Here is a 26486-nt window from a genome sequence, read left to right on the forward strand (position 1 = left end):
CCCGCCGGCCGGTCACGACGCGGCGGGCTTGATCAGATAACCGGCGCCGCGCCGGGTGTGGATCATCGGCTCACGGCCGGCGTCGATCTTCCGCCGCAGATAGGAGATGTACAGCTCGACGACGTTCGCCTGCCCGCCGAAGTCGTACGACCAGACCCGGTCGAGGATCTGCGCCTTGCTGAGCACCCGCCGCGGGTTGCGCATCAGGAAGCGCAGCAGCTCGAACTCGGTGGCGGTGAGGTGGATGGAGTCGCCGCCGCGGGTGACCTCGTGGCTGTCCTCGTCGAGGGTGAGGTCGCCGACGACGAGGAGGGACTCGGAGCGGCGGTCGGCGGCGCCGGAGCGGCGGATCAGCCCGCGCAGCCGGGCGACGACCTCTTCCAGCGAGAAGGGCTTGGTGACGTAGTCGTCGCCGCCCGCGGTGAGTCCGGCGATACGGTCCTCGACGGCGTCCTTGGCGGTCAGGAACAGGACGGGGACGTCCGGCAGCTCGCGGCGCAGCCGCCCGAGCACGCTGAGCCCGTCCATGTCCGGCAGCATCATGTCGAGGACCACCGCGTCCGGCCGGAACTCCCGCGCGGTCCGCACGGCGCCCTGCCCGTCGCCCGCGGTACGGATCTGCCATCCCTCGTAGCGCAGGGCCATGGACAGCAGCTCGGTGATCGACAGCTCGTCGTCCACCACGAGCACCCGGACGGGGCTCCCGTCCGGCCTCAGCAGTTCGGTGCGCCCCCGGGGCGAGATCGTGGTCATGCCAGCACCCTGTCGGGGTCCTCTGAGAGCGCCCTTTCGGCAACCTGTGATTTCCCTGAGAAACCCACAGGCGCGGCGGGGAGGCGCGCGGCACGCTCGGCCGCCCCACGGCTTCTGACCGGCCCACGGCTCCGGACCGCCCCGCGCGGCTCCGGAACGGACCACAGCTCCGGCTCGGTCCGCGCTGCTCGGAACAGCCCCCCTCAGAACGGCCCGCGCCGCTCAGAACAGCCGGTGCCGCTCAGAACAGCCGGTGCTGCTCGTGCTCGTCGGCTCCGCGCAGCCTCCGCACCGGCACGGACACCTCCTCCCCGGCGGCGGTCACGAGGTCCCACCCCCTCATCAACCGCGTGTCGAGAACGACGACTCCGCCGCCACTTCCGGTGTCCAGGTGCAGATCGGGCCCGGCGGCCGCGACCAGCTCCCCGCCGACCGCCCCGCCGGGCACCAGCTCGGTCACCTCGGCGCCGGCGGGCGGGGCGGCGGCGAGTCCGAACGCGGCCACGTGGTCCACGGGCCGGAACGGCTGGACCTCCAGTGACTCCGGCCAGCCGTCGAGCGTGACCGCGCGGGCGTGCAGCTCGCCCGGCTCCGCCGCGCGCTCGGCCTCCGTCGGCGGCAGCGCGGCCCGCACCGCGCGCTTGTCGGCGTACGGGATCCGGTCCGGCACCCCGAGCGCGGCCCGCAGCAGCTCCTCCGCGCGCCGCGCCGCCATGAGGGGACCCACCCCCAGCCAGCTGAAACAGACCGCGCCCTGCTCCAGCAGCCGCGCGGACCCCCGCTCGACGGCCGTGATCCCGACCTTGCTCAGACCGGGCCCGAACCAGGCGAGGTAGACCCGGTAGGGCCGCGGATCGTCCGCGACCGTGTCGGCCGCCACGGAGTGCGCCCGCTCCAGCCGCGCGCACTCCTCACACCGGGCCCCGACACTCCGCCCCGCGACCACGGCCCCCACCGGACAGGCGTTCCCCCGGGCCCCCACACACCGGCGCGCGCTCCCCTCCACGACCCGGAAGGCGACCCTCTTCCCCCACGTCAGCCCACTCCCCACCCCGCCCTCCCACCACAACACGGGCCCCCCGCGATCCCACCGCAGCCCCGAGCACTTCCAGATCCGAGTCATCCCTGTCGAGCGTAGGGGGAGGCACTGACAGTGCCACCGCACGTCGTCGGCGACGACGCGCACGACGCGCGCGAGGGCAGTGCGCGTGGGAAACACCACCCCTCACACAGGCGGCCGCACCCGAGCCAGCCCCCGCAACAGCCCCGGCGCGACCCGCGCCAGCACCCGCGCTCCCCGCGCCTCCGGCGTCACCGGCACCACCGCCTCGTTCCGCGCCACGGCCCGCAGCACCGCGTCGGCGACCTTCTCGGGCGGATAGTTGCGCAGTCCGTACAGCCGCACCGCCCGCTTCTGCCGCCGCAGCTCCTCCTCGGCCTCCGCCCCCGCGAACCGCGCCGTCGCGGTGATGTTCGTGTTCACCAGCCCGGGGCAGATCGCGCTCACCCCGATCCCCTGCCCCGCCAGCTCCGCCCGCAGGCACTCGCTGAGCATCAGCACCGCCGCCTTGGAGGTGCCGTACGCGGCGAGCACCCGGGACGGCTGGTACGCCGCCGCCGAGGCGACGTTGACGATGTGCCCGCCCTGCCCCCGCGCGGTCATCTGCCCGCCGAACAGCCGGCACCCGTGGATGACCCCCCACAGGTTGACGTCGAGGACCTTCCTCCAGTCCTCCGGGGTGGTGTCGAAGAACGAGCCGGACAGCCCGATCCCCGCGTTGTTCACGAGCACGTCCACGACGCCGTACTCCGCGGCCACCCGCTCCGCGAGCTTCTCCATCTGCCGCTCGTCGGAGACGTCCACCGTCTCCGCCCACGCCGCCGGCGCCCCCAGCAGCCGCGCCGTCCCGGCCGTACGGGCCGCCGCTTCCGCGTCCCGGTCGACGGCGATCACCCGCGCCCCGGCCTCGGCGAACGCGTACGCCGTGGCCCGCCCGATCCCGCTGCCCGCGCCGGTGACCAGCACGAGCTGCCCGCCGAACCGCTCGGCGTGCCGCCCGCTCCCGGCCACCGGGGCGGTGCGCCCGTCCTCCACGCCGGTCACGAACTCGTCGATCCACGCGGCGAGCTGGTCGGGCCGCGTCCGCGGCACCCAGTGGCGGGCGTTCAGCGTCCGCCGGGTCAGCCGCGGGACCCACCGCTCCAGCTCGTCGTACAGCTTCTCGGACAGGAACACGTCCCCGAGGGGCGTGACGAGCTGCACGGGCACGTGCGCGTACGCGTCCGCGCGGGGCCGCCGCAGCCGCGCGCGGACGTTGTCGCGGTACAGCCACGCCCCGTGGGCGGCGTCCTCGGGCAGCGAGCCGGTCGGATACGCACCGCGCGGTGTCCGCTCGAAGCGCTCCAGGAGCCGCGGCCACGCCTTGCCCAGCGGCCCGCGCCAGGCGCGTTCGGGCAGGCCGGGCGTGTGCAGCAGGTAGACGTACCAGGACTTGGCGCCCTGCCCGAGGAGCTGCCCGACCCGGCGCGGGGTGGGCCGCTTGAGGCGCTTGTCGATCCAGTGCCCGAAGTGGTCGAGGGACGGCCCGGAGATGGAGGTGAAGGAGGCGACGCGCCCCTCGGTGCGCCGGACCGTGACGAACTCCCAGGACTGCACCGAACCCCAGTCGTGCCCGACCAGGTGCACCGGCCGGCCGGGGCTGACCGCGTCCACGACGGCGAGGAAGTCGTCGGTCAGCTTCTCCAGCGTGAATCCGCCCCGCAGCGGCCGCGGAGCCGTGGAACGGCCGTGGCCGCGCACGTCGTAGAGCACCACGTGGAAGCGGCCGGCGAGGCGGGCCGCGACCTCCGACCAGACCTCCTTGCTGTCCGGATAGCCGTGCACCAGGACGACCGTCGGCCGCCCGGGGTCGCCCAGCTCGGCCACGCACAGCTCCACGCCCCCGGTCCGCACCCAGCGCTCCCGCGCGCCCCTGAGCACCGTCACGTCTCCTCCGTCCAGCGCCGCGGGTGCGGCAGATCGTCGTCGAGCCGGAAGGCGCTCGCCTCGGGGTCCCGGGAGTCGGTGACGACCAGGATCTCCTCGGACTTCGCGCCGGTGCCCCGGAAGCCGGGACGGGGTCCGACCGCCCACGGACCGGGCTGCGGCGGGTGGTCGGAGACGTGCTTGCCCCGCACGGGGCGGGGGCCGAGGGAGCCGGAACAGCCGATGCCGGCCGTGTACCCGCCGTGCGCGGGGGCCATGTCGGGGATCAACGGCGTCCCCGGCTCCAGCCGCGCGGCCACGGCCTCCGCGCACGCGTACGCCGGCCGCCGGCCCCGCCGGAACCCGCCCGGTTCCGTCGCGGAGAGCGAGCCCGTCACCGCCGCCCCCGCCGCCGCGCGGTCGCCCCCGCGGTCGTCGCGGTCGTCGCCCCTGCCGTCATGCCCGGCCCCTTCGCCTGCGCCGCACGCACGCCTCCCGGCTGCGCTACGCGTCCGTCACGCGACGGGAGCGAATCTCCCAGCTTGTTAGAGTCCGCGTCAATAGGCGTGATCGAGGTCGCCGGAAGGGGAAAGAAAGGCGCTGGTCGGACGCGTTCCGTAGCTCTCAGGCACGGCATCCCCTACGGGCCCGTACGACTGGAGTCTGACGCGAGGACAGCTCTGCGGGTTGACGACCAGGCGTGTCCGGCGTCACTACCGTCTTCGACGTGACTGTGATCGCGACCGAAAGCCTGAGCAAGCGGTTCCCCCGGGTGACCGCGCTTGACCGGCTCTCCGTGGACGTCGGGCCCGGTGTCACCGGGCTCGTCGGAGCCAACGGTGCCGGCAAGTCCACACTGATCAAGATCCTGCTGGGCCTGTCCCCGGCCACCGAGGGCCGCGCCGAAGTGCTCGGACTCGATGTCGCCACCGAGGGCGCCGCCATCCGCGAGCGCGTCGGGTACATGCCGGAGCACGACTGCCTGCCGCCCGACGTCTCCGCCACCGAGTTCGTCGTGCACATGGCCCGGATGTCCGGCCTCCCGCCCGCCGCCGCCCGCGAACGCACCGCGGACACCCTGCGGCACGTGGGGCTGTACGAGGAGCGGTACCGCCCCATGGGCGGCTACTCCACGGGCATGAAGCAGCGCGTCAAGCTCGCCCAGGCCCTCGTCCACGACCCGCAGCTGGTCTTCCTGGACGAGCCCACCAACGGCCTGGACCCGGTCGGCCGCGACGACATGCTCGCCCTGATCCGCCGCATCCACACCGACTTCGGCATCTCGGTCCTGGTCACCTCCCACCTCCTCGGCGAGCTGGAACGCACCTGCGACCACGTCGTCGTCATCGACGGCGGCAAGCTGCTGCGCTCCAGCTCCACCACCGACTTCACCCAGACCACGACCACCCTCGCGATCGAGGTCACCGACAGCGACGAGCACCCCGACGGCACCCGCGCGATGCGCGAGGCGCTCGCCGCGCGCGGCATCACCGTCGAGCACGGCGGCAGCCTGCCCGGCGCCGGCCACGTCCTGCTGCTGACCGCCCAGGGCGAGGAGACGTACGACCTGGTCCGCGACACCGTCGCCGGCCTGGGCCTCGGCCTGGTCCGCATGGAGCAGCGCCGCCACCACATCTCGGAGGTCTTCCAGGAGACCGGCGACCAGCGGAAGGAGGCCGTGGGCCATGGCAGTTGAGCAGCCCGTCACCGCCCCCGCGGGCGACCAGACCCGCATCCACAACATCGGCTACCGCAGCTACGACGGCCCGCGCCTCGGCCGCGCCTACGCCCGCCGCTCCCTGTACTCGCAGTCCCTGCGCGGCGCGTACGGCCTCGGCCGCTCGGCCAAGTCCAAGGTGCTGCCGATGCTGCTGTTCGTGGTGATGTGCCTGCCGGCGGGCATCCTCGTCGCCGTGGCCGTCGCCACCAAGGCGAACGAACTCCCGCTCGACTACACCCGCTACGCGATCCTCCTCCAGGCCGTGATCAGCCTGTACGTCGCCGCGCAGGCCCCGCAGGCGGTCTCCCTGGACCTGCGTTTCAAGACGGTCCCGCTGTACTTCTCCCGCCCGATGGAGACCGCCGACTACGTCCGCGCCAAGTACGCGGCGCTGGCCTCGGCGATGTTCCTGCTGACCGCCACCCCGCTGATCGTGCTCTACGCCGGCGCGCTGCTCGCCAAGCTGGACTTCACAGAACAGACCAAGGGATTCGCGCAGGGACTCGTCTCCGTGGCACTGCTCTCGCTGCTCTTCGCCGGGATCGGCCTGGTCATCGCCGCGGTCACCCCGCGCCGGGGCTTCGGCGTCGCGGCCGTGATCGCCGTGCTGACCATCTCCTACGGCGCGGTGTCCACCCTCCAGGCCATCGCCTTCGAACAGGAGACCACCGACGCCATCGGCTGGATCGGCCTCTTCTCCCCGATCACCCTGATCGAGGGAGTCCAGTCCGCGTTCCTCGGCGCCACGTCGACGTTCCCCGGCAACACCAACCCCACCGACGCCCAGGGCGCCGTCTACGTCCTCGTCACCCTCGGCCTCATCGCCGGCTGCTACGGCCTGCTGATGCGCCGCTACCGGAAGGTCGGCCTGTGACCACGCTCAGCATCGACCACGTCTCCCGCTGGTTCGGCAACGTGGTCGCCGTCAACGACATCACCATGACGATCGGCCCCGGCGTCACCGGCCTGCTCGGCCCCAACGGCGCCGGGAAGTCCACCCTGATCAACCTGATGGGCGGCTTCCTCGCCCCCTCCACCGGCACCGTCACCCTCGACGGACAGCCCGTGTGGCGCAACGAGCGGATCTACCGGCACATCGGCATCGTCCCCGAGCGGGAGGCGATGTACGACTTCCTCACCGGCCGCGAGTTCGTCCTCGCCAACGCCGAACTGCACGGCTTGGGCGCCAAGGAGGCCCAGAAGGCGCTCGCCACGGTGGAGATGGAGTACGCGCAGGACCGCAAGATCGCCACCTACTCCAAGGGCATGCGGCAGCGCGTGAAGATGGCGAGCGCCCTCGTCCACGACCCGTCGCTGCTCCTGCTCGACGAGCCCTTCAACGGCATGGACCCGCGCCAGCGGATGCAGCTGATGGACCTGCTGCGGCGGATGGGCGACGAGGGCCGCACGGTGCTGTTCTCCTCCCACATCCTCGAAGAGGTCGAACAGCTGGCCTGGCACATCGAGGTGGTGGTCGCGGGACGGCACGCGGCCAGCGGCGACTTCCGCCGCATCCGCCGGCTGATGACCGACCGCCCGCACCGCTACCTGGTCCGCTCCAGCGACGACCGGGCCCTCGCCGCCGCGCTGATCGCCGACCCGTCGACCGCCGGCATCGAGGTGGACCTCGCCGAGGGCGCGCTGCGCATCCAGGCGGTCGACTTCGGCCGCTTCACCACCCTGCTGCCCAGGGTGGCCCGGGAGCACGGCATCCGCCTGCTGACGGTCTCGCCGTCCGACGAGTCCCTCGAGTCCGTCTTCTCGTATCTGGTCGCGGCGTAGGAGGCCGAAATGTACGACCCCACCGTCGCCCGGCTCACCTACCGGGCCCTGCTCGGCCGCCGCCGGGCCCTCATCCTCGGCGCGCTGCCGCTGCTGCTGATCGTGATCGCCGTCGTGGTGCGCACCCTGTCCGGCGCGGACGACCAGACGGCCGCGAACGTCCTCGGCGGCTTCGCGCTGGCCACCATGGTGCCGATCATCGGCGTCATCGCCGGCACCGGCGCGATCGGCCCGGAGATCGACGACGGCTCCGTGGTGTATCTGCTGTCCAAGCCGCTGAAGCGGCCGACGATCATCTACACCAAGCTGATCGTCGCCATCGCCGTGACCATGGTCTTCTCCGCGGTCCCGACCCTGGTGGCGGGCCTGATCCTCAACGGCAACGGCCAGCAGATCGCCGTCGCCTACACGGTCGCCGCGCTCGTCGCCTCCATAGCCTACGCGGCGCTGTTCCTGCTGCTCGGCACCGTCTCCCGGCACGCCGTGGTGTTCGGCCTGGTCTACGCGCTGGTCTGGGAGGCCCTGTTCGGCTCCCTGGTCCCCGGCGCCCGCACGCTGAGCGTCCAGCAGTGGTCGCTGGCCGTCGCCCAGAAGGTCTCCGGCGGCGACCTCATCACCTCCGACGTGAGCCTGACCACGGCGGCGGTCCTGCTGGCCGCGGTGACCGTCCTCGCCACCTGGTACGCCGGCCGGAAGCTGCGCACGCTGACGCTGGCCGGAGAGGAGTAGACGCACCCGGACGCTCCCCGGCCGCTCCTCGTGAGGACAGACCCGCCAGGGAATCGAACGTACGGACGCATTTAATCGGTGGCGCCGGACTCCTCCGCCCCGGCACAGTGGTGGTCGTCCCACCACGAGCCGGGAGAGGAGTTCGGCGATGCCCCTGCACGGCAGTACGCCGGGCTCCCGACAGGGCAGCCGGCCCGCGGGCTCCGGAGCAGCCGTTACCGCTCCGTAGAACCCGCGGAACACGGGGAGCTGCCCGGGGCGGCCGCTTCGAGCACGCGAGCGCCGAGCCCGCGTGGGCCGCCCACCCGGAGGATTGGCCGAGAGGCAAGGCACCGGCTTGCTAAGCCGCGGTCGGGGGTCACCCCGCGCACGTTCGATCCGTGCATCCTCCGCAGAGCAGACGCAGACACAGACACAGACGCAGACGCAGACGCACAGCAGCAGCCCGCAGAAACAGAAGCAGCAGCGCTGGACCCCCAGGGCCTCAGCCCAGCAACCGCTCCAGCACCACCGCGATGCCGTCCTCCTCGTTGGAGGACGTCACCTCGTCGGCGACCGCCTTCAGCTCCTCGTGCGCGTTGAGCATGGCCACACCGTGGGCCGCCCAGCCGAACATCGGGATGTCGTTGGGCATGTCACCGAAGGCGATCGTGTCGGCCGCCTTCAGGCCGAGCCGCCGCGCCGCCAGGGACAGGCCCGTGGCCTTGGACAGGCCGAGCGGCAGCAGCTCCACGATGCCCTCGCCCGCCACGACCACGGTGACGAAACCGCCGGCCGCGCGCGTGGCGATCTCCGCCAGCTCGTCGTCCCCGAGGTCCGGGTGCTGGATGTAGAGCTTGTTCAGCGGGGCGGTCCACAGGTCGGCCGCGTCCGAGAAGGGCGTCGCGGGCAGGGTGCCCTGCACCTCGTAGCCCGGCCCGACCAGGACATCGCCGTCCAGGCCGTCCCGGCTCGCCGCGAGGTACAGCGGGCCGACCTCCGCCTCGATCTTGGCCAGCGCCACCCCGGCCAGCTGCCGGTCCAGCGTCACCGAGGTCAGCAGCCGGTGCTCCCCGGCGTGGTAGACCTGGGCGCCCTGGCCGCACACGGCGAGGCCGTCGTAGCCCAGGTCGTCGAGGATGTGCCGGGTCCACGGGACCGCGCGCCCGGTGACGACGATGTGCGCGGCGCCCGCCGCGGAGGCCGCGGCGAGCGCGTCACGGGTGCGCCGCGAGACCGACTCGTCGGAGCGCAGCAGCGTCCCGTCGAGGTCGGTGGCGATCAGCCGGTACGGGAACCCGGTGGCGTCACTCACTTGGCGACCGGCTCCAGGACCTCACGGCCGCCCAGATAGGGACGCAGCACCTCGGGCACGCGCACCGAGCCGTCGGCCTGCTGGTGGTTCTCCAGGATCGCCACGATGGTGCGCGGTACGGCGCACAGGGTGCCGTTGAGCGTGGCCAGCGGGCGGACCTGCTTGCCCTCGCGGACCCGGATCGACAGCCGGCGGGACTGGAACTCGGTGCAGTCCGAGGTCGAGGTCAGCTCGCGGTACTTGCCCTGGGTCGGGATCCACGCCTCGCAGTCGAACTTGCGGGCGGCCGAGGAGCCGAGGTCGCCGGAGGCGACGTCGATCACCCGGAACGGCAGCTCCAGCGAGGTCAGCCACTGCTTCTCCCACTCCAGCAGCCGCTGGTGCTCCGCCTGGGAGTCCTCGGGAGCCACGTACGAGAACATCTCGACCTTGTCGAACTGGTGCACGCGGAAGATGCCGCGGGTGTCCTTGCCGTGCGAGCCGGCCTCGCGGCGGAAGCAGGGCGAGAAGCCCGCGTAGCGCAGCGGCAGGCGGTCGGCGTCGATGATCTCGTCCATGTGGTACGCGGCGAGCGCCACCTCGGAGGTGCCGACCAGGTACAGGTCGTCGTTCGGGAGGTGGTACACGTCCTGCGCGGCCTGGCCGAGGAAGCCGGTGCCGGCCATCGACCGCGGGCGCACCAGCGCGGGCGTCAGCATCGGCGTGAAGCCCGCCGCCGTGGCCTGCGCCATCGCGGCGTTGACCAGCGCCAGCTCCAGCAGGGCGCCGACGCCGGTGAGGAAGTAGAAGCGGGAGCCGGACACCTTCGCGCCGCGCTCCACGTCGATGGCGCCGAGCCGCTGGCCCAGCTCCAGGTGGTCCTTGGGCTCGAAGCCCTCGGCGGCGAAGTCGCGGATCGTGCCGTGCGTCTCCAGCGTGACGAAGTCCTCCTCGCCGCCGACGGGCACGTCGGGGTGGACGAGGTTGCCGAGCTTGAGCAGCAGCTCCTGGGTCTCGGCGTCGGCCGCGTCGCGCTCGGCGTCGGCGGCCTTGACGTCGGCCTTCAGCTGTTCGGCCCGCTTGAGCAGCTCGGCCTTCTCGTCACCGGAGGCCTTGGGGATCAGCTTGCCGAGCGACTTCTGCTCGGAGCGCAGCTCGTCGAAGCGGACGCCGGACGACCTGCGCCGCTCGTCGGCAGACAGGAGAGCGTCGACGAGCGCGACGTCCTCTCCACGGGCGCGCTGGGATGCGCGCACACGGTCGGGGTCCTCACGGAGCAGGCGAAGGTCAATCACGCGCTCCAGGCTACCGGTGCGGGGTGACGGCTCACGAACCCCTATTCCGCACTGCGACTTACGCTCCGTTATGGGTTAATTGCCCGGTGTGGTGGGTGACGTCAAGAAAAGGATCTCACTCGCCGGATCGGGGCACGGCGCATGGGCCCGCGTTGACCGGATTTCCCTGTGGAGAACGGGACTTGGGGGCGCCCCGGCCGCAGAAATCCACAGGCCGGAAAAGTTATCCACAGGCTGTGCGAAAGATCTGTGGACACCGGAATTGATCATTCCGAATCAGGCGATCAGGGCGAGGAATTAGCGATCCACCCCAGCTCCCGCCCCACTTTCGAGTGGAAATGGGTCACCCCAAAGGATTGATCGAAGGAAACAGGTGGACGAAGGGTGACCTGTACACCTGTGGACGGCCTTGCCGTCTGTAGGCCGATTTGTCGACTGAGTGGCGCTTCGTTGTCGACTTGTCCCCAGGTCGAGAAGCGGACCTGTGGATAACTTCTGTGGATAACGACAATCAGCAGGTAGGACTGGCCGGAAACGGCCCTAGAAGCGGCCGTCCTGGCAGCGCGCCACCCAGTCCGCCGCCGCCGTGAACTCCTGGTCCGAGGTGCCCTGCCGCGGCGGCAGCACCTCACCCGGCCGGGCGTCGGCCCGCGGGTACGACCCGAGGAAGCGCACCTGGAGACAGATCCGCTTCAGCCCCATCAGCGCCTCCGCGACCCGGCGGTCCGAGATGTGGCCCTCGGCGTCGATGCAGAAGCAGTAGTTGCCGATGCCCGCGCCCGTCGGACGGGACTGGAGCAGCATCAGGTTGATGCCCCGGGAGGCGAACTCGCCCAGCAGATCGCGCAGCGCACCCGGGTGGTCGTCGCGCTGCCACAACACCACGGACGTCTTGTCCGCACCGGTCGGCGCCGCGGGCCGGGCAGGGCGGCCCACCAGCACGAACCGCGTCTGCGCGTTCTCCGCGTCGTGGATCCCGGTCTCCAGCGGCTCCAGGCCGTACCGGGCCGCCGCGAACTCCCCCGCGAAGGCCGCGTCGTAGCGCCCCTCCTGCACCAGCCGGGCGGCGTCCGCGTTCGAGGCGGCCGACTCCCAGGTGGCGTCCGGCAGATTCCGCCTCAGCCAGTTGCGCACCTGCGGCTGGGCGGCCGGGTGGGCGGAAACCGTCTTGATGTCCGACAGCCGGGTGCCCGGCCGCACCAGCAGGGCGAAGGTGATCGACAGCAGCACCTCGCGGTAGATCATCAACGGGTCGCCCGCGACGAGTTCGTCGAGCGTGGTGGTGATACCGCCCTCGACGGAGTTCTCGATCGGCACGAACGCCGCCTCGGCCTCGCCGGTCCGCACCGCGTCCAGCGCGGACTGCACCGACACATAGGGGATCAGCTCCCGGGTCGCCGCCTCCGGAAGCGTGCGCAGGGCGACTTCGGTGAAGGTGCCTTCAGGACCGAGATACGCATAGCTCGCTGGCATGACCTCACCCTAATGGGCCCGTCGTACGCCGGCTGGTACGTCTCACCGAAGCCCCACCGGGGAGTGACACCGCGGCCCCGCCACCGGCCGAAGCCACCGCCCGGCCGGATCCGCCGCCCGGCCGAAGCCACCGCCCGAAGCCACCGCCCGGCCGGATCCGCCGCCCGGCCGAAGCCACCGCACGGCCCAAGCCACCGCACGGCCCAAGCCACCGCACGGCCGAAGCCACCGCTTGGTCGGACCCGCCGCCCGGCCGGAGCCGGAACCGGGCCGGAACCGCAGCCGGGCCGGAACCGCAGCCGGGCCGGGGCCGCAGGGGCCGGGGCCGCTCACCCCTCCAGCAGCCGCTGCCCCACATACTCGCCCTCCGCCGCCCCGCCCGGCACCGCGAACAGCCCGCTCGCCTCGTGCCGGATGAACCGCGACAGCGCGTCCCCGCGGTCCAGCTTGCGCTGCACCGGCACGAAACCGCGCAGCGGATCCGCCTGCCAGCAGATGAACAGCAGCCCCGCGTCCGGCACCCCGTCGGCGTCGATGCCGTCGTGGAAGGAGAAGGGCCGCCGCAGCATCGCCGCGCCGCCGTTCTGGTCGGGCCGGGTGATCCGGGCGTGCGCGTCGACCGGCACGACGAGATTGCCCTCGGCGTCGGTCTTCTCCAGGTCCATCTCGGTGGTCTCGTCACCCCCCGACAGCGGCGCCCCGTCGGACTTGCGGCGCCCGATGACGGCCTCCTGCGCCGGCAGCGACAGCCTCTCCCAGTCGTCGAGGAGCATCCGGATCCGGCGTACGACGGCGTAGGAGCCGTTCGCCATCCAGTCGGGCTCCCCGCTCTCCGGCACGAAGATCCGCCGGTCGAAGTCGGGCTCGTCCGGCTTCGGATTGCGGGTGCCGTCGACCTGCCCCATCAGATTGCGGGCCGTCATGGGGTGGGCGGTGGCGCCCGGCGAGCGGTTGAAGCCGTTCATCTGCCAGCGCACCCGCGCCGCGGCGCCAGCGTCCTTCTGGATCACGCGCAGCGCGTGGAAGGCGACCAGCGCGTCGTTGGCCCCGATCTGCACCCACAGATCACCGTTGCTGCGCGCCTTGTCCAGCTGGTCGGAGGAGAAGTCGGGCAGCGGGTCGAGGGCGACCGGGCGCCGCTTCTCCAGACCCGTACGGCCGAAGAAGCTGTGGCCGAAGCCGAACGTGACCGTCAGCGAGGACGGTCCGGCGTCCCGGGCGACGCCGGTGTCGTCCTGGCCGGCCGGTTCGCCCGCCATCAGCCGCCGGGCCGTCTCCGACCAGCGGCGCAGCAGCGCGGCGGCTTCCTTGCGGCCCGCGCCCGGGGCGAGGTCGAAGGCGACCAGATGGCCGCGGGACTGCATCGGGGTGGTGATGCCGGGCTGATGTTTCCCGTGAAACATCACCTGCTCGGCGCCCAGCGAGGTGAGCGGGGTCACCGGGGAGGGTGCCGCGGCATGGCCCACGGCACCGCCCGCGGCGCCGAGCACCAGCCCGGTCGCCCCGGCGGTGCCGAGCAGCCGGCGGCGTGAGATGCCCCCGCCGGGGCCCGACGCAGCGCCCGCGAGGGGCGCGCCGGGCCTGCGGGCCTGCGGGGCGGACGGGTCAGCCGTGTGGTCAGCCATGGTGTGCGGTTCAGCCGATCTGCGCGTTCTTGTCGACGGTCACCTGGTCGATGTCGGAGGTCCGCACGGTCACGGCGATCTTCCACTCGCCCGCCATGGGGATCTGCACTCCGCTCGCCGACCAGTGTCCGGTGGTGATGTGGTCGGGGACGACGGGCAGCGGCCCGATGTCCTGCGACTCCAGGGTGAAGGCGACCTTCACCTCGGGGACGTCGAAGACCCGGCCGTCGGGCCGCGTCACATAGACGTGCATGTCGTTGGCCCCGGTGCGCGCGGGGTCGAGGTCGATGCGGACGACGCCCTTGCCGTCCTCGCCGCCGGTGTCGAACGGCATGTCCAGCGTGACGGTCCCGGTCGCGGAGGCCGACGACGAGGCCGCCGCGGCCGCCTTGGCCTCCTCCTCGGTACGGCCCGGCTCGGTGGACGTGAGCACGGTCGTGACCGCCAGCAGGACGACCGCGACCCCCGCCTCGGCGAGCACCGAGCGGCGCAGGCCGGACCGGTTCGGGTCCGCGTCCCGCAGCCGCTTCTGCCGCGCCGCGTCGACGGCGGCCCGCTGCCGGGCAAGCTGAGCGGCCCGCTCCGGGTCGGCCTCGGACGTCTCCGAGCCGGCCTCGGCTGCTGCCGTACCGGCGCCGCCGGCCCGCGCGGCCACCCGCTCCGCGCGCCCGTCGCGCGTCGCACCGTCCGTCTCCACGGCATCCGGCGCGCCCTCGGTACCTGCGGCCCCCGCGCCACCCGCCGCTGCCGCGTCCGACGCCACTGCGTCCGGCACCGCCGTGTCCGTCAGCCGCCCGGTCCACCGCCGCGAGATCCACGCGACCCCGACCAGCAGGACCACGAGCGCCACCTTGACGCACAGCAGCTGCCCGTACCGGGTGCCGGTGAGCGCCGACCAGGAGCCGACCTGGCGCCAGGACTGGTAGAGCCCGGTCGCGGCCAGGACCAGCACACTGCCGAAGGCCACCCGCGAGAAGCGCCGTACGGCCGTGGCGTCCAGCGGTGTCCCGGCGGGGGCCCGGTAGAGCGCGACGAGCAGCGTGACCAGCCCGCCGAGCCAGGCCGCGACCGCCAGCAGATGCACCACGTCGACGGGCATGGCGATCCCCGGCTGCAGTCCGGTGGAGGCGTGCTCGGCCATGGCCCAGCTGGCGGCGAGCCCGGCGGCCACGACGACCCCGCCGACACCGAGCCCGAAGGCCAGATCCCGGCTCTCCTTCTCGGCGGCCGCGTCCTCGCCCTCGGCGTCCTCGCCCTCGGCGTCCCCGCCCTCTGCGCCGCCCTCGATCTGCTTGGCGTACGCCCCGAAGAGCACCGCGATGAACAGCGCCGCCGCGGCGAGCAGCAGCAGCCGCGACACCAGGGCCGCACCGGTCTTGGTCTGCAGCACCTGCCCCAGCAGCTCCAGGTCGAAGACGTCCCCGAACTTCCCGGACGACGTGTAGGACCCGCGCAGGAGCAGCAGCCCGAGCGTCGCCGCGGTCAGTGTCACCCAGCCGGAGACGACCAGCCGCTGGACGGCCCGTACGCCCGTGCCGCGCGGCCAGCAGGCGAGCGTGAACGCGGCACCGCCGGCGAGCACGATGAACCCGGCGTACGACGCGTAGCGCCCGAGCCCGTAGAGGAACCCGACGACTCCGCCGCCCGCGGCCTGCTCGGCCACGGTGACGCTGGTCGCGGAGGGCGCGCCGATGGAGAAGGTGAACGCCCCGGCGACGGGATGGCTGTCCGCCGAGACCACCTGGTAGGACACGGTGTAGGTGCCGTCGGGCAGGCCCGGCCGCAGCGTCACGCTGTAGGTCGCGCCCGTGCCGCGCGCCTCGCCGGTGTCCGCGCGCTCGCCCTTCGGGCCGAGCACCCGCAGCGAGTCGTCGGACAGCGAGACCGTCTCCGAGAAGGTCAGGGAGACCTGTTCGGGCGCCTTGTCGACGACCGCGCCCTGCCGGGGGTCGCTGCCGGTGAGCGCGGCGTGCGCGGAGGCCGGCGCCGCGCCGGCGAGCAGCGCGGCGGCGACGGCCAGAAGCAGCAGCACCAGGCTCCGGACGCGCGGGGCGGCGGTCTGCGTCACGGTGTTCCCTCTCTCAGTGTCCGGACGTGGGGCGGTACGTCGCCGGCTTCACCGGCAGTTCGACGGTGACCGGGTCGGTCCCGGCGAAGTGCAGCTCGACCTCGACCGTCTCACCCTGCTTCGGCTTGCGCGTGAGCTTCTCGAACATCAGGTGGTTCCCGCCGCTCTCCAGCACCAGTTCACCGTGGGCGGGCACCTTGGCGTCGGTCATCTCCCGCATCGCGGAGCCCACGGTCTCGTGCACGGTGACCTCGCCGAGGTCGCTGGTGACCTCGGTCAGCTCGGCGGCGGTGCCGCCGTCGTTGGTGATGGTGAGGAACCCGGCGGCCATGGAGGCGGAGACCGGCTGGGGCATGTAGGCGCCGCTGACGGAGAGGTCGGGCCCGTCACCGGATCCGGAGTCCGCGCCGGAGCCGCAGCCGGCGAGGGCGAGCGCCCCGGCCGTGAGCAGGGCGGCGACCGTGGCCGGCCGCCTCCGCGGAATCGCGAGCCGCCTCACGGCTTCTTCCCCTCGACCAGCTTCGGCAGGTCCTTGATGTAGTCGTCCACGGTGGCGTCCTCGCCGTAGAGGACGTACCCGGCGTCGGTCTTCGGGGAGAAGGCGACGACCTGGGTGCCGTGCATGGAGACGACCTTGCCCTTCTCCTTCTTCGGCGGCTCGATGGAGATGCCGAGGGTGCGGGCGCCGGCCTGGATGGTGGCGAAGTCGCCGGTCAGGCCGACGGCCTGCGGGTCGATGCCCTTCAGCCAGGTGCGGAGCGCCTCCGGGGTGTCCCGCTCGGGGTCGGTCGTGACGAAGACGACGCGCAGCTCGTCCTGCTGCGCCTTCGGCAGCTGCTTCTTGGCGACGGCGATGTTGTTCATCGTCAGCGGGCACACGTCGGGGCAGTTGGTGTAGCCGAAGTAGATCAGCGTCGGCTTGCCCGCGGTCTCCTCGCGGAGGTCGTACTTCTCGCCGCGGGTGTCGGTCAGCACCAGGTCCGGCTTCTCGAACGGCTGGTCGAGGACGGTGGCGGCCTTGTCGGAGCCGGGCTCCTCGGAGACCACCGAGACGGGCGAGCCGGAGGAGGCGTCCTCGCCGCCGCAGGCGGACAGGGTGAGGGTGGCGGCGGCGGTCAGGGCGAGCGCCGCGAGCGTCTTGTTGCGCACAGAGAGCATGGAGAGTTGTCCCAGATGTGAGTTGCCCGGTGGGCGCCGGACCGGACGTGACCCGGTCCGGCGCCCACCGCGAGCGGAATGAGCCTCAGGCGTCGGAGCGCCGGCGGCCGGCCAGAACGCCGTACGCCACACCGGCCCCGCCGACGACGATGCCGACGACGCCGAGGACGCGGGCGGTGGTGTCGGTGCCGTCCCCGGAGTCCTCGGACGCGGTCGTCTGCGCGGCCGCCTCGGCGTCGTCGGACGCCTCGTCGGCCTTCTCCCCGGAGTCCTCGGCCTCGTCGCCGGGACCGGAGGACGCGTCGGACGCGCCGTGGCTGTGGCCGTCCGCGGCGTCGGCCAGGGGCAGCACGGGCGCCGGGCTGTCCGGCTCCTCCTGGCCCTCCTGCGGCACCTCGATCCAGCGCACGACCTCCTTGTTGGAGTACGTCTGGATCGCCTTGAAGACCAGTTCGTCGGCGTCCTCGGGCAGCTGGCCGATGGAGACGGGGAACTTCTGCAGGAAGCCGGGCTCGATGCCGTCGCCCTTCGCCGTCCAGGTGATCTTGGAGACGGCCTCGGTGATCTTCTCGCCGTGCGACTCGATCGGCTTGTCCAGCTCGGTCTTGGTGACCTTGACGTCCCAGCCGTCGACCGGCACCGGCAGCGCCGAGGTCAGAGGGTGGTCGCTCGGGAAGCTGACCTCCAGCTTGGTGGTCGAGGCGTTGTCCCGCTCGTTCGGGACGCGGAAGTCCACGATCGCGTAGCCGCCCTTGGCGGCCGTCCCCTCGGGCTGCACGGTGACGTGCGCGAAGGCGGGCACGGACAGGGCGATGACGGCCGAGGCGGCGAGGGCGCCGGCGGCGGCGATACGGGAAGCCTTCATGGCGATGAGCACTCCACTTCGAGTGAAAGTCCGGTGATGGACCACTGACGGTCCACTGCTGAGAAGAGGTACGTACGCGCGCGAGCGACACCCACCGCCGAACAGTGGGCACCACCACGGACGGCCGACCACCGAACGACGGCCGGCACCGCCACGAATGGCCCACCATCGAACGACGACCGGCACCACCCAGGACGGCCCACCATCGAACGACGGCCAGCACCACGCCGGATGGCCCGCGCCATCGAACGACGACCGGCATCACAGACAACCCGCACCATCACAGACAGCCCGCACCATCACAGACGGAAGGCACCGTCGGAGACGGGACGCACCGCCGCGAACGGATCGGCGCCGTCGGTGAGACGGCCCGCGTCGTCGAAGACGGCTGCGCACGCGCGCGCGTGCCGCGCGACAGCGGCGCTCTTCCCCGCACGGCCGGCCGGAACGAGGTCCGTGGCGGAGTGAGGGGCGCGTCGCGTCAGGCGGCGAGAAGGAACCCCTCGGCCGGCGGGCCGCGCCGGATCACCGTGTGCTGGAGTACGAGCGTGCGCGGCTCGCGCACTTCCGGCCCCGCGGCGCACGGGACGCGCGGCCCGGCGTGCGGTGCGGCCACGAGCCCGGCGCACACAGCGCGCGCCAGCGCGAGCGCCCCGCGCAGGAAACCGGCGAGCGCCCCGTCGGCGACGGCCTCCGCCGACAGCCCGAGGATGCGCAGCAGCGCCAGATCCCCGCGCCGCAGCAGCCACCCCGCCGCGAGTCCCGCCAGCAGGTGGCCGAGCAGCATCGGCAGGGACGGCAGCAGCGAGGCCCAGGACCCGGGCGCGGTGGACAGGGCGTCCCCCGGCTGGTGCGCCAGATGGGTGCCCGGGTCGATCCGGGCGTCCGCGAGGATGCGCCGGGCCTGGTCGGGGCTGAGGGCCGCGGCGGTGGTGCCGCACACCAGCCGCGCGGCCTGCCGGACGAGCGAGGCGTCCGCCGCCGTCGAGGCGGTCGCGGCGCTCGCCGTGGTGTGCTGCCCCAGCCCGAAGAGCATGTGCAGAAGCGTTTGCCCGCCCGTCAGCAGGGCCGCGATCCCCGGCAGCGACCGCGCGCGTCCGGCGAGCGGCGCGACGACGAGAGCCGCCCCGAGGAAGCCCACGCCCAGCGTCCACAGCGGCACCGCGGCGCAGGACGCCAGCGCGTGACCGGCCGCGGCCAGCACGACGCAGACCGCGGCGAAGACCGCGGCCCGCAGGACCCGGAGATCTCCTCCGGAGCGCGCCGGGCGCTGATGGGGGGCAGACATGGCGGCCTCATCATCCCACTGGCCCCAGGGCCGGCGTACGCCAGGTCCACAAAATCGCCGACTGACGCATTCGGCCCCACATACACCGATTGGCGCCGCGGGCACATCCCCCGTATGGGCGGCATCACGCTGACGGAGGGCTTACACGCGGGTGCGGGCGGTAATACGTAACGGTATGTCGAGCCGCCGCCACGCGTACGGCGCCCAGGAGGCTGGAGCATGAGCATCTGGTGGTCACTGCATCTGCGGCGCGACGCCGCGAGCGTGCCGCTCGCCCGGCGTCTGCTGCTCGGCACGATGGAGACGGCGGGCGTCGACCCGGAGGTCTCCTACGACCTGTCCGTCGCCCTCACCGAGGCCTGTGCGAACGCCGTCGAGCACGGCGGCGGCCGTTCCTCCGGCGCGTTCCGGGTCACCGCCTACCTGGACGGCGAGAAATGCCGGATCGAGGTGACCGACTCGGGTCCGGGCTTCGCGCGCGCCCCCTCCCGCACGGCCCGCGTCCCGGCCTCCGACGAGGCCGAGCACGGCCGCGGCCTGTGCCTCATCCGGGAGCTCGCGGACCACGTGCACTTCGCCAACCGGCCGGGCCGCGGCGGCGCGGTGGTCAGCTTCGACAAGATCCTCAAGTGGCGCGACAACGCACCGCTGATGACCGCGTCCTGACCTGCTCGAACGCACCGAACGCACCCGGACGCACCCGCCGCACGACGAAGGCCGGGCCCGAACGCACCCGCCGCACGACGAAGGCCGGGCCCGAACGCACCCGCCGCACGACAAAGGCCGGGCCCGAACGCACCCGCCGCACGACAAAGGCCGGGCACCCTCACGGCACCCGGCCCTCGCCCCGTCCGGCCTCAGCCCGTCAGCGAGGCCATCCACTCCTCGACCTCGTCGGACCGCCGCGGCAGCGCGGCGCTCAGGTTCCGGTTGCCGTCCTCGGTGACGAGGATGTCGTCCTCGATCCGCACCCCGATGCCCCGGTACTCCTCCGGCACGGTCAGGTCGTCGGCCTGGAAGTACAGGCCCGGCTCCACCGTCAGGCACATCCCCGGCTCCAGCGTGCCGTCGACGTACGTCTCGGTGCGCGCGGCGGCGCAGTCGTGGACGTCCATGCCGAGCATGTGCCCGGTGCCGTGCAGCGTCCAGCGCCGCTGCAGCCCCAGCTCCAGCACCCGCTCGACCGGGCCCTCGACGAGCCCCCACTCGACCAGCTTCTCGGCCAGCACCCGCTGGGCGGCGTCGTGGAAGTCGCGGTACTTCGCGCCCGGCTTCACCGCCGCGATCCCGGCCTCCTGGGCCTCGTAGACGGCGTCGTAGATCTTCTTCTGGATGTCGGTGAAGCGGCCGCTGACCGGCAGCGTGCGGGTGACGTCGGCGGTGTAGTACGTGTGGGTCTCCACGCCCGCGTCGAGCAGCAGCAGGTCGCCGGAGCGCACGGGCCCGTCGTTGCGCACCCAGTGCAGCGTGCAGGCGTGCGGGCCGGCCGCGGCGATCGTGCCGTAGCCGACGTCGTTGCCCTCCACGCGCGCGCGGAGGAAGAAGGTGCCCTCGATGTACCGCTCGGAGGTCGCCTGCGCCTTGTCGAGGACCTTCACCACGTCCTCGAAGCCGCGCACGGTCGAGTCGACGGCCTTCTGCAGCTCGCCGATCTCGAAGTCGTCCTTGACCAGCCGCATCTCGGAGAGGAAGACCCGCAGCTCCTCGTCGCGCTCCGCGGTGACCTTGTCGGTCAGCGCGGCCTCGACGCCGGCGTCGTAGCCGCGTACGACGCGCACGGGGCCGGTGGCCTCGCGCAGCTTGCCGGTCAGCTCGCGCACGTCGGAGGCGGGGATGCCGTACAGCTTCTCGGCCTCGGTGAGGGAGTGGCGGCGGCCGACCCACAGCTCGCCCTGGCCGTCCAGCCAGAACTCGCCGTTCTCGCGGTCGGAGCGGGGCAGCAGGTAGATCGTGGCCTGGTGGCCGTCGGCGGTGGGCTCCAGGACCAGGACGCCGTCCTCGGTCTGGTTGCCGGTGAGGTAGGCGTACTCGACCGACGCGCGGAAGGGGTACTCCGTGTCGTTGGAGCGGGTCTTCAGGTTGCCCGCGGGGATCACCAGGCGCTCGCCGGGGAAGCGGGCGGACAGCGCGGCGCGGCGGGCGGCGGTGCGGCCGGCCTGGGGGATCGGCTCCAGGTCGCGCAGCTCGGTGTCGGCCCAGCCGGTCCTCATGTTCTCGGCCAGCTCGTCGGACACGCCCGGGTACAGTCCGTTCTTCCGCTGCTTGATCGGCTCTTCGGTCTCTTTTGGGGTCTCCGGGGTGAGCTCGTCCGCCACGGTCATCCTCCTAGGTACGGCACTGGACCTCCCCCATCGTACGGTCGTACAGGTGGAGGCCCAGGGGCGAAGGAGCCGCCGCCGTCGTCCGCCGGCGCGCGGGCCGCGCTCACTCGAAGCGGGCCGCGAGCAGCACGACGTCCTCCTCGTGGTCGGCCTCGTCGAGGCCGTCCGGCAGCATCGCGCGCAGCACGTGATCGGCGATCGCCTCCGGGTCGCGCCGCTTGGCGCGGGACAGGCCCGCGGCGGCCGCGTGCAGCCGGGCGAAGGCGCGGTCGACGGGGTCGCCGGTGCGGTGCAGCAGCCCGTCGGTGTACAGCAGAACCGTCTCTCCGGGTTCGGCGTACAGCTCCACGCTGGGCGCCTCCCAGCAGGCGAGCATCCCGAGCGGGGCCGAGACGGAGGTCTCCACGAACTCGGTGCGCCGCTCGCCGATCACCAGCGGCGGCGTGTGCCCGGCCCCGGCCAGCGTGAGCTTGCGCAGCGCGGGCTCGCAGAAGGCGAACAGCGCGGTGGCCGAGCGGGCCGGTTCGGTGAGCCGGAGCAGCAGTTCCAGGTCGGACAGGACCGCGACCGGGTCCTCGCCCTCCATCACGGCGTACGCCCGCAGCGACGCGCGCAGCCGGCCCATCGCGGCGATCGCGCTCGGCCCCGACCCGGTGACGGAGCCGACGGCGAGCCCGAGGGCGGCGTCCGGCAGCGGCAGCGCGTCGTACCAGTCGCCGCCGCCGCGCGGACCGCTGCGGTGGCGCGCGGCGAGCTGCACACCGGAGACCCGCGGCAGCCGGGAGGGCAGCAGCTCCTCGGCGATCGTCGTCATGCACGCGCGCGTGCGTTCGACTTCGAGCAGCCGGGCGAGGTGTTCGGCGGCGTAGCGGGCGTACAGAGCCACGAGGTGGCGCCGCCGCTCCACCGGCTCGGCGGGCTCGTCGTACAGCCATACGGCGGCCCCGAGGCGGCCCGCGGTCTCGGTGGACAGGGGGACGGCGTAGCTCGCGGCGTAGCCGAGGCGGGCGGCCACCTCGCGGTGGCGGGGATCGAGCCCTTCCTCGGCGAACAGATCGGGGTGGACGCTCTCCGTGGCGCCGCCGGGCCGTCCGGCGGGCACCTCCAGCAGCTCGGCGTACGGCAGCGCGGTGCGCGGGACGGTCTCCAGGTGGCCGAGATCCGACGCGCCGAGGCCGAGGCCGACGGTGCTGGGGGGGTCCTGGCCGCCGGAGGGTTCCAGTGCGACGAGTCCGCGCCGGGCGCCCACCAGGGCGGCGCCCGCGCGCAGCACCTCCTGCAGCGCGTCCGGCAGGGAGCCGGTGCGGGCCAGGCGTTCGGTGAGTTCGTGCAGGGTCGTGAGATCCGAGACCCAGCCGGCGAGCCGGTCCTGGAGGAGGGCTCCCGGTCCGGTGGTGGCGGCGGGGACGCCCGTGGCCAGCGACGCGGACGCGACAGTGTGTGCGGGGGCGGGGACCGTTGAATCGATTCCGGCCACTTTCGGAGGGTGCGGGGCGTTCATGGCGTCCGGCTTTCCGACCGGCGCGTATTGCTCAAAAGCATCGCAAACCCCCATGTCAATCTGCGCCGCTGGCAATGTCTCCACATGTACACGCAGTCGCGAGGAGATGTCCAGCATTGTCCTGGTGGGATTCCTGGTGTCTGTGGGATTTCCGGGATCTGGAGACAGATCCCTTGCAAAAAGGCAAAGTTGGCTTGAAACTGCCCCGTGTAAGCGCATATTGCGGTCGACTGGGCTTGCTCGACGGAGCGTCACAGCGGTCGTGATGGGTACGTACTCGGGGAAGGCCAGGGGTGGTTGGGAACCACCCGGAACCTGGCGACGGACCCGGGCGTCCTATCCACCGACGACCGTGCCCCATCCTCCCGTGGCGGCGGCGGAGAGAAATACGCGAGACGGCGAAACGCCACACTTCGCCACCCCCCGCCACGCCCATGCTCGTGAAAGACGCACGGGGCGGAGGCAGCCAACGCTCGACCCCCAGGGGGTCCCCGCGCTTCGACGCAGGGGTGTGATGCGCCAGCAGGTACGCACAGTGAAGTGATCGACACATGATGTGATGTGGACCACGGTGTTGCCAGGCGTGCAACGGAAAGGAACGAGCGCTCATGCGCGAGATCCTCGGAAGGCGACGCAGGCTCCTGTCCAGGCGGGACGACGGGAGCCGTGAGGTGCTCGGCGCGGCCCTGACCTTCGCTTCTCAATGGCAGTGGCCCGTACTCCCGGGCGTGGCGTCCGACCCGCAGGGGCGCGACCGCTGCGGCTGCCCGGACCCGGAGTGCACGGTGCCCGGCGCCCACCCCTTCGACCCCGGCCTGCTCGCGGCCACCACCGACGCGCGCATGGTGCGCTGGTGGTGGACCAACCGGCCGACGGCACCGATCATCCTGGCCACCGGCGGCAAGGCCCCGTGCGCGGTCAGTCTGCCGGCCCCCGCCGCCGCCCGCGCCCTGGCCACGCTCGACCGCGAGGGCATGCGCCTCGGCCCCGTCGTCGCCTCGCGGACCCGATGGGCCGTGCTCGTCCGCCCGTACTCCATGGAGCAGCTGGGCGAGCTGCTGTACGCCAAGGACTTCGTCCCCGGCTCGCTGCGCTTCCACGGCGAGGGCGGCTATCTCGCGCTGCCCCCCTCCGAGACCGGCCAGGGGCGCGTCCGCTGGGAACGCGCCCCGCTGCCCGGCTCGGCCGCCCCCTGGGTGCCGGACGTCGAGGCCGTCGTGGACGCCGTGGTCGACGCCCTCACTCGTACGGGTGTGAGCGCGCCCGAGTTCTAGGGTGTCGGGAGCGCGCGGAACCGGGCGCGCGGCCGGGCTCGTTATCGTCCCGTTCATGCTGCGTCACTCTGGGGGCCACGGCCCCCGAACGCCCGGGCGCCACGCATCCCGCGAACCCGGGCGCCAGGCATCCCGCCAACCCGGGCGCGGCAGGTCCCGCACGCCGCGCCGCGGCGGGCCACGAGTCCGCCGGATCCGCTGGTTCGCGCTGGCGGGTGCGGTGGTGTGCGCGCTGGGTCTGCCGCTGGCCGTCGCGGCCGCGGGGTCGCTGGGGTCGGTGGGGTCGGCGGGTTCGGTGGGTTCGGGAGGCTCGCGGGAAACCGGGCGCTCGGTGGGCGCGGCGGACTCGGTGGGCGCGGCGGACTCGGTGGGCGCGGCGGACTCGGTGGACGGGCGAGGCGCTTCGGCGGGCGCCGGCGGCTCCTCGGTGGCGGACGGGCGCGAGGGTGCCGGAGCGGGTGACTTCGCGGGCCGGGACGGCGACGGCGTACGGGACTCGACGGACCGGGAGGACGTCCGGAACCCCGCGGGCCGGCAGGACGAAGGCGCCGCAGACGGCAAGGCGCCGGGGGTCCGGGGCGACACCGCGCACGACGGCCGGCGCTCCCCCTTCCCGCTCGGGCTCGGCCTGGCCACCGCCGCCCGCTGCGGTCCCGAGCTCACCGCGCCCGAGGGCATCGAGGCGCAGACCTGTGTGCTGACGCAGGGCGAGGAGACCTGGGCGCGCACCTACTACCGCAATGCCACCGGTCACGCCCTGGACGCCGTACTGACCCTCATGGGTCCGGCCGACCGGACCGTGCAGATCCGCTGTGCGGTGGGTGCCGGGGACGAGCCGGCGAGCTGTGAGACGCCGCGCGAGGCCGGGTGGGGCGAGCCGGCGCGGTACACGGCGGTCGCGGAGTTCGCGGAGCGGGGCGGCCGGGGGCCGCTGCTGCTGCGCGTCGGCAGCAACGCGGCGCCGGTCACCGGCAGTTGACGCGTGGCGGCGCGCCGTACACGGCGTCGCGGACGAAAAGACCCGGTTGCTGGCGACGGGGGATGCACCAGCAACCGGGCTAATCGAACGGTAACAAGAGATCGGCAGTTCGCAAATTCTAGCTCGCGTTTCCCTCGGCTATTCGGACACCGACTCGCCTTGTTCCAGCGGGAGTTGTGACCGGAGTCACCGGTGGGTGCGGGGTCGGGTCCGGCTGACCGACCGGTCAGCCCGGCCCGGTCCCCGCGGGGGGCGTCAGCTGAGCGTGACCTGCCGGTTGGTGAGTCCGCCGCGGGCGCGGCGCTCGTCGGCGGTCAGCGGTTCCTCGGTGGCCAGGGCCGCGGCCAGGCGCTCGGCGAACTCGGCCGCGGGCTTCTCGGTGTCCTCGGCGGAGACCCCGCTCGGCAGGTCCCAGACCGGGACGATGAGCCCGTGAGCGCGGAAGGAGCCCACCAGACGGGTGCCCTCGCCGAGGCTGGAGCGGCCCGCGGCGTGCAGCCGCGCGAGGGCGTCCAGAAGCCGCTCCTCCGGGTGCGGCATGACCCAGCGCAGGTGGTTCTTCTCCGGGGTCTCGCACCAGTAGGCGGCGTCGACGCCGGTCAGCTTCACCGTCGGGATGGCCGCGGCGTTGGCGCGCTCCAGGGAGGCGGTCACCTCCGGCGTGGCGTTCTGCGGGTCCGGGACCCAGAACTCGAAGCCGCTGTGCACCACCGGCTCGAAGGGGCCCTCCGGGTCGAGCAGGTCCTGCAGGCGCGGGCCGTCGGCCGGCGCGCGGCGGGCCTGGACGGGGGTGCCGGGCTTGGCCTGAAGCGCGCGCTGGAGGGTGTCGGCGAGGTCCCGGCTGATGTCGCCGGACGCCGTGTCGTTCTGCAGGCCCAGCAGCACCGAGCCGTCCTCGCGGCGCAGCGCGGGCCAGGCCATGGGCAGGACGGTGGCCAGGGTGACCGACGGGACACCCTCCGGCAGGCCGCCCTTCAGGGTCAGCCGGACGGTGGCGGCGGGCACCAGCTCGCGCAGGGCCACCCAGTCGCACTCGCCGGGCAGTCCCTCGAACGGGCGGTGGACCAGCTCGGTCACGGCCTGGGCGGCGGCCCGGCCGTGGCACGCCTTGTAGCGTCGGCCGCTGCCGCAGGGGCAGGGCTCACGGGCGCCGACGACCGGGATCTCACCGTCGGTGATCTGCGGCCGCTTGGCCTTCGTCTGGGGTCGCTTCTTCGCCATGGTGGGTGTCTCCCGGTGACGGCTCGTCTCGTCGTACGGCGGGAGCCTAGCCGTTCGCGTCATGGCCGACGGGACCCTGTGGACAAGTGGGTCCGGCCGGCCGCCCCGATCAGCCGGTCGGCGGGTCGGCCGGTCGGCCGGTCGGCGGGGCGGCCGGTCGGCCCGTCGGCGGGTCGGCCGGTCAGCCCGTCGGCGG

The 26486-nt window shown here is 73.1% G+C and carries 23 protein-coding genes and 1 tRNA gene; 8 read left to right on the forward strand and 16 right to left on the reverse strand.

Features of this window, described 5'->3' with window-relative positions:
* Positions 1–12: 12 nt before the first annotated feature.
* The 4 genes from AB0K92_RS07835 to AB0K92_RS07850 form a co-directional block, all read right to left on the reverse strand.
* Complete coding sequence (locus tag AB0K92_RS07835) at positions 13–753, reverse strand: response regulator transcription factor (protein WP_166000279.1); 741 nt, start codon at positions 751–753, stop codon at positions 13–15.
* Positions 754–994: 241 nt separating this feature from the next.
* The gene (locus tag AB0K92_RS07840; RefSeq protein WP_365920445.1) at positions 995–1876 is read right to left on the reverse strand and encodes a DUF2797 domain-containing protein; all 882 of its coding nucleotides are present in this window, start codon (positions 1874–1876) and stop codon (positions 995–997) included.
* Positions 1877–1978: 102 nt separating this feature from the next.
* Entirely contained in the window at positions 1979–3739 is a 1761-nt protein-coding gene (locus tag AB0K92_RS07845) for an SDR family oxidoreductase (protein WP_365920447.1), read from the reverse strand.
* Positions 3736–4116, reverse strand: coding sequence for a hypothetical protein (locus tag AB0K92_RS07850; protein ID WP_365920449.1), 381 nt, complete (start codon positions 4114–4116; stop codon positions 3736–3738). The genes AB0K92_RS07845 and AB0K92_RS07850 overlap by 4 nt, the downstream gene beginning before the upstream one ends.
* Positions 4117–4451: 335 nt before the next feature.
* Between AB0K92_RS07850 and AB0K92_RS07855 the strand changes: the two genes are divergently transcribed.
* The 5 genes from AB0K92_RS07855 (at position 4452) to AB0K92_RS07875 (ending at position 8341) form a co-directional block, all read left to right on the forward strand.
* A complete protein-coding gene (locus tag AB0K92_RS07855) occupies positions 4452–5414 on the forward strand; it encodes an ABC transporter ATP-binding protein (RefSeq protein WP_365920746.1) in 963 nt (320 codons plus the stop codon).
* Positions 5404–6312: an ABC transporter permease gene (locus AB0K92_RS07860; protein ID WP_365920451.1), complete on the forward strand. Its 909-nt coding sequence runs from the start codon at positions 5404–5406 to the stop codon at positions 6310–6312. Before AB0K92_RS07855 ends, AB0K92_RS07860 begins: the two co-directional genes overlap by 11 nt.
* Positions 6309–7220, forward strand: coding sequence for an ABC transporter ATP-binding protein (locus AB0K92_RS07865; RefSeq protein WP_365920453.1), 912 nt, complete (start codon positions 6309–6311; stop codon positions 7218–7220). The genes AB0K92_RS07860 and AB0K92_RS07865 overlap by 4 nt, the downstream gene beginning before the upstream one ends.
* A 9-nt stretch (positions 7221–7229) precedes the next feature.
* The gene (locus AB0K92_RS07870; RefSeq protein ID WP_166000290.1) at positions 7230–7949 is read left to right on the forward strand and encodes an ABC transporter permease subunit; all 720 of its coding nucleotides are present in this window, start codon (positions 7230–7232) and stop codon (positions 7947–7949) included.
* A 307-nt stretch (positions 7950–8256) separates the two neighbouring features.
* A tRNA-Ser gene (locus tag AB0K92_RS07875) sits at positions 8257–8341 on the forward strand.
* Positions 8342–8433: 92 nt separating this feature from the next.
* On the opposite strand, the gene AB0K92_RS07880 is transcribed toward AB0K92_RS07875, so the two are convergent.
* From AB0K92_RS07880 to AB0K92_RS07920, 9 genes are all read right to left on the reverse strand, one after another.
* A complete protein-coding gene (locus AB0K92_RS07880; RefSeq protein ID WP_365920455.1) occupies positions 8434–9243 on the reverse strand; it encodes an HAD family hydrolase in 810 nt (269 codons plus the stop codon).
* Positions 9240–10517 carry a serine--tRNA ligase gene (serS, locus tag AB0K92_RS07885; protein ID WP_365920457.1) on the reverse strand — a complete coding sequence of 426 codons (1278 nt, stop codon included), beginning with the start codon at positions 10515–10517 and terminating at the stop codon, positions 9240–9242. The genes AB0K92_RS07880 and serS overlap by 4 nt, the downstream gene beginning before the upstream one ends.
* 540 nt (positions 10518–11057) lie before the next feature.
* The gene (pheA, locus tag AB0K92_RS07890; RefSeq protein ID WP_166000295.1) at positions 11058–11990 is read right to left on the reverse strand and encodes a prephenate dehydratase; all 933 of its coding nucleotides are present in this window, start codon (positions 11988–11990) and stop codon (positions 11058–11060) included.
* A 329-nt stretch (positions 11991–12319) separates the two neighbouring features.
* The gene (gene efeB, locus AB0K92_RS07895) at positions 12320–13615 is read right to left on the reverse strand and encodes an iron uptake transporter deferrochelatase/peroxidase subunit (protein WP_365920460.1); all 1296 of its coding nucleotides are present in this window, start codon (positions 13613–13615) and stop codon (positions 12320–12322) included.
* Positions 13616–13625: 10 nt separating this feature from the next.
* The gene (locus AB0K92_RS07900; RefSeq protein WP_365920462.1) at positions 13626–15683 is read right to left on the reverse strand and encodes a copper resistance protein CopC; all 2058 of its coding nucleotides are present in this window, start codon (positions 15681–15683) and stop codon (positions 13626–13628) included.
* A 13-nt stretch (positions 15684–15696) separates the two neighbouring features.
* A complete protein-coding gene (locus AB0K92_RS07905; protein ID WP_365920464.1) occupies positions 15697–16182 on the reverse strand; it encodes a copper chaperone PCu(A)C in 486 nt (161 codons plus the stop codon).
* Positions 16179–16832, reverse strand: coding sequence for an SCO family protein (locus AB0K92_RS07910; RefSeq protein ID WP_166005030.1), 654 nt, complete (start codon positions 16830–16832; stop codon positions 16179–16181). The genes AB0K92_RS07905 and AB0K92_RS07910 overlap by 4 nt, the downstream gene beginning before the upstream one ends.
* A 94-nt stretch (positions 16833–16926) precedes the next feature.
* Positions 16927–17706, reverse strand: coding sequence for a YcnI family protein (locus AB0K92_RS07915; RefSeq protein WP_365920466.1), 780 nt, complete (start codon positions 17704–17706; stop codon positions 16927–16929).
* Positions 17707–18187: 481 nt separating this feature from the next.
* Positions 18188–18994: a hypothetical protein gene (locus AB0K92_RS07920; RefSeq protein WP_365920468.1), complete on the reverse strand. Its 807-nt coding sequence runs from the start codon at positions 18992–18994 to the stop codon at positions 18188–18190.
* Positions 18995–19213: 219 nt separating this feature from the next.
* On the opposite strand from AB0K92_RS07920, the gene AB0K92_RS07925 reads away from it, so the two are divergent.
* Positions 19214–19660 carry an ATP-binding protein gene (locus tag AB0K92_RS07925; protein WP_166000307.1) on the forward strand — a complete coding sequence of 149 codons (447 nt, stop codon included), beginning with the start codon at positions 19214–19216 and terminating at the stop codon, positions 19658–19660.
* Between the two features lie 191 nt (positions 19661–19851).
* Here the strand turns inward: AB0K92_RS07925 and AB0K92_RS07930 are convergent, their stop codons facing one another.
* Together AB0K92_RS07930 and AB0K92_RS07935 are read right to left on the reverse strand one after the other, a co-directional pair.
* Entirely contained in the window at positions 19852–21309 is a 1458-nt protein-coding gene (locus AB0K92_RS07930; RefSeq protein ID WP_365920470.1) for an aminopeptidase P family protein, read from the reverse strand.
* A gap of 109 nt (positions 21310–21418) precedes the next feature.
* Positions 21419–22933: a PP2C family protein-serine/threonine phosphatase gene (locus AB0K92_RS07935; protein WP_365920472.1), complete on the reverse strand. Its 1515-nt coding sequence runs from the start codon at positions 22931–22933 to the stop codon at positions 21419–21421.
* 491 nt (positions 22934–23424) lie between these two features.
* Here AB0K92_RS07935 and AB0K92_RS07940 point away from each other — a divergent pair, with 491 nt between their 5' ends.
* Together AB0K92_RS07940 and AB0K92_RS07945 are read left to right on the forward strand one after the other, a co-directional pair.
* Positions 23425–24090, forward strand: a complete 666-nt coding sequence (locus AB0K92_RS07940) for a bifunctional DNA primase/polymerase (RefSeq protein ID WP_365920474.1) — start codon at positions 23425–23427, stop codon at positions 24088–24090.
* A 331-nt stretch (positions 24091–24421) separates the two neighbouring features.
* On the forward strand, positions 24422–25069 hold the full coding sequence (locus tag AB0K92_RS07945; protein WP_365920476.1) for a hypothetical protein: 648 nt from the start codon (positions 24422–24424) through the stop codon (positions 25067–25069).
* 255 nt (positions 25070–25324) lie between these two features.
* On the opposite strand, the gene AB0K92_RS07950 is transcribed toward AB0K92_RS07945, so the two are convergent.
* Positions 25325–26290 carry a DUF5926 family protein gene (locus AB0K92_RS07950; protein WP_365920478.1) on the reverse strand — a complete coding sequence of 322 codons (966 nt, stop codon included), beginning with the start codon at positions 26288–26290 and terminating at the stop codon, positions 25325–25327.
* Positions 26291–26486 lie beyond the last annotated feature (196 nt).

Source organism: Streptomyces sp. NPDC052687 (genome assembly GCF_040678395.1).
Classification (GTDB): Bacteria; Actinomycetota; Actinomycetes; order Streptomycetales; family Streptomycetaceae; genus Streptomyces.

What these genes read in the sequence shown, in the direction of transcription:
- AB0K92_RS07835 (WP_166000279.1), bottom strand. Translation starts at nt 753, where the DNA reads ATGACCACGATCTCGCCCCGGGGGCGCACCGAACTGCTGAGGCCGGAC.
- AB0K92_RS07840 (WP_365920445.1), bottom strand. Translation starts at nt 1,876, where the DNA reads ATGACTCGGATCTGGAAGTGCTCGGGGCTGCGGTGGGATCGCGGGGGG.
- AB0K92_RS07860 (WP_365920451.1), top strand. Translation starts at nt 5,404, where the DNA reads ATGGCAGTTGAGCAGCCCGTCACCGCCCCCGCGGGCGACCAGACCCGC.
- AB0K92_RS07870 (WP_166000290.1), top strand. Translation starts at nt 7,230, where the DNA reads ATGTACGACCCCACCGTCGCCCGGCTCACCTACCGGGCCCTGCTCGGC.
- pheA (WP_166000295.1), bottom strand. Translation starts at nt 11,990, where the DNA reads ATGCCAGCGAGCTATGCGTATCTCGGTCCTGAAGGCACCTTCACCGAA.
- efeB (WP_365920460.1), bottom strand. Translation starts at nt 13,615, where the DNA reads ATGGCTGACCACACGGCTGACCCGTCCGCCCCGCAGGCCCGCAGGCCC.
- AB0K92_RS07915 (WP_365920466.1), bottom strand. Translation starts at nt 17,706, where the DNA reads ATGAAGGCTTCCCGTATCGCCGCCGCCGGCGCCCTCGCCGCCTCGGCC.
- AB0K92_RS07920 (WP_365920468.1), bottom strand. Translation starts at nt 18,994, where the DNA reads ATGTCTGCCCCCCATCAGCGCCCGGCGCGCTCCGGAGGAGATCTCCGG.
- AB0K92_RS07925 (WP_166000307.1), top strand. Translation starts at nt 19,214, where the DNA reads ATGAGCATCTGGTGGTCACTGCATCTGCGGCGCGACGCCGCGAGCGTG.
- AB0K92_RS07935 (WP_365920472.1), bottom strand. Translation starts at nt 22,933, where the DNA reads ATGCTGGACATCTCCTCGCGACTGCGTGTACATGTGGAGACATTGCCA.
- AB0K92_RS07940 (WP_365920474.1), top strand. Translation starts at nt 23,425, where the DNA reads ATGCGCGAGATCCTCGGAAGGCGACGCAGGCTCCTGTCCAGGCGGGAC.
- AB0K92_RS07950 (WP_365920478.1), bottom strand. Translation starts at nt 26,290, where the DNA reads ATGGCGAAGAAGCGACCCCAGACGAAGGCCAAGCGGCCGCAGATCACC.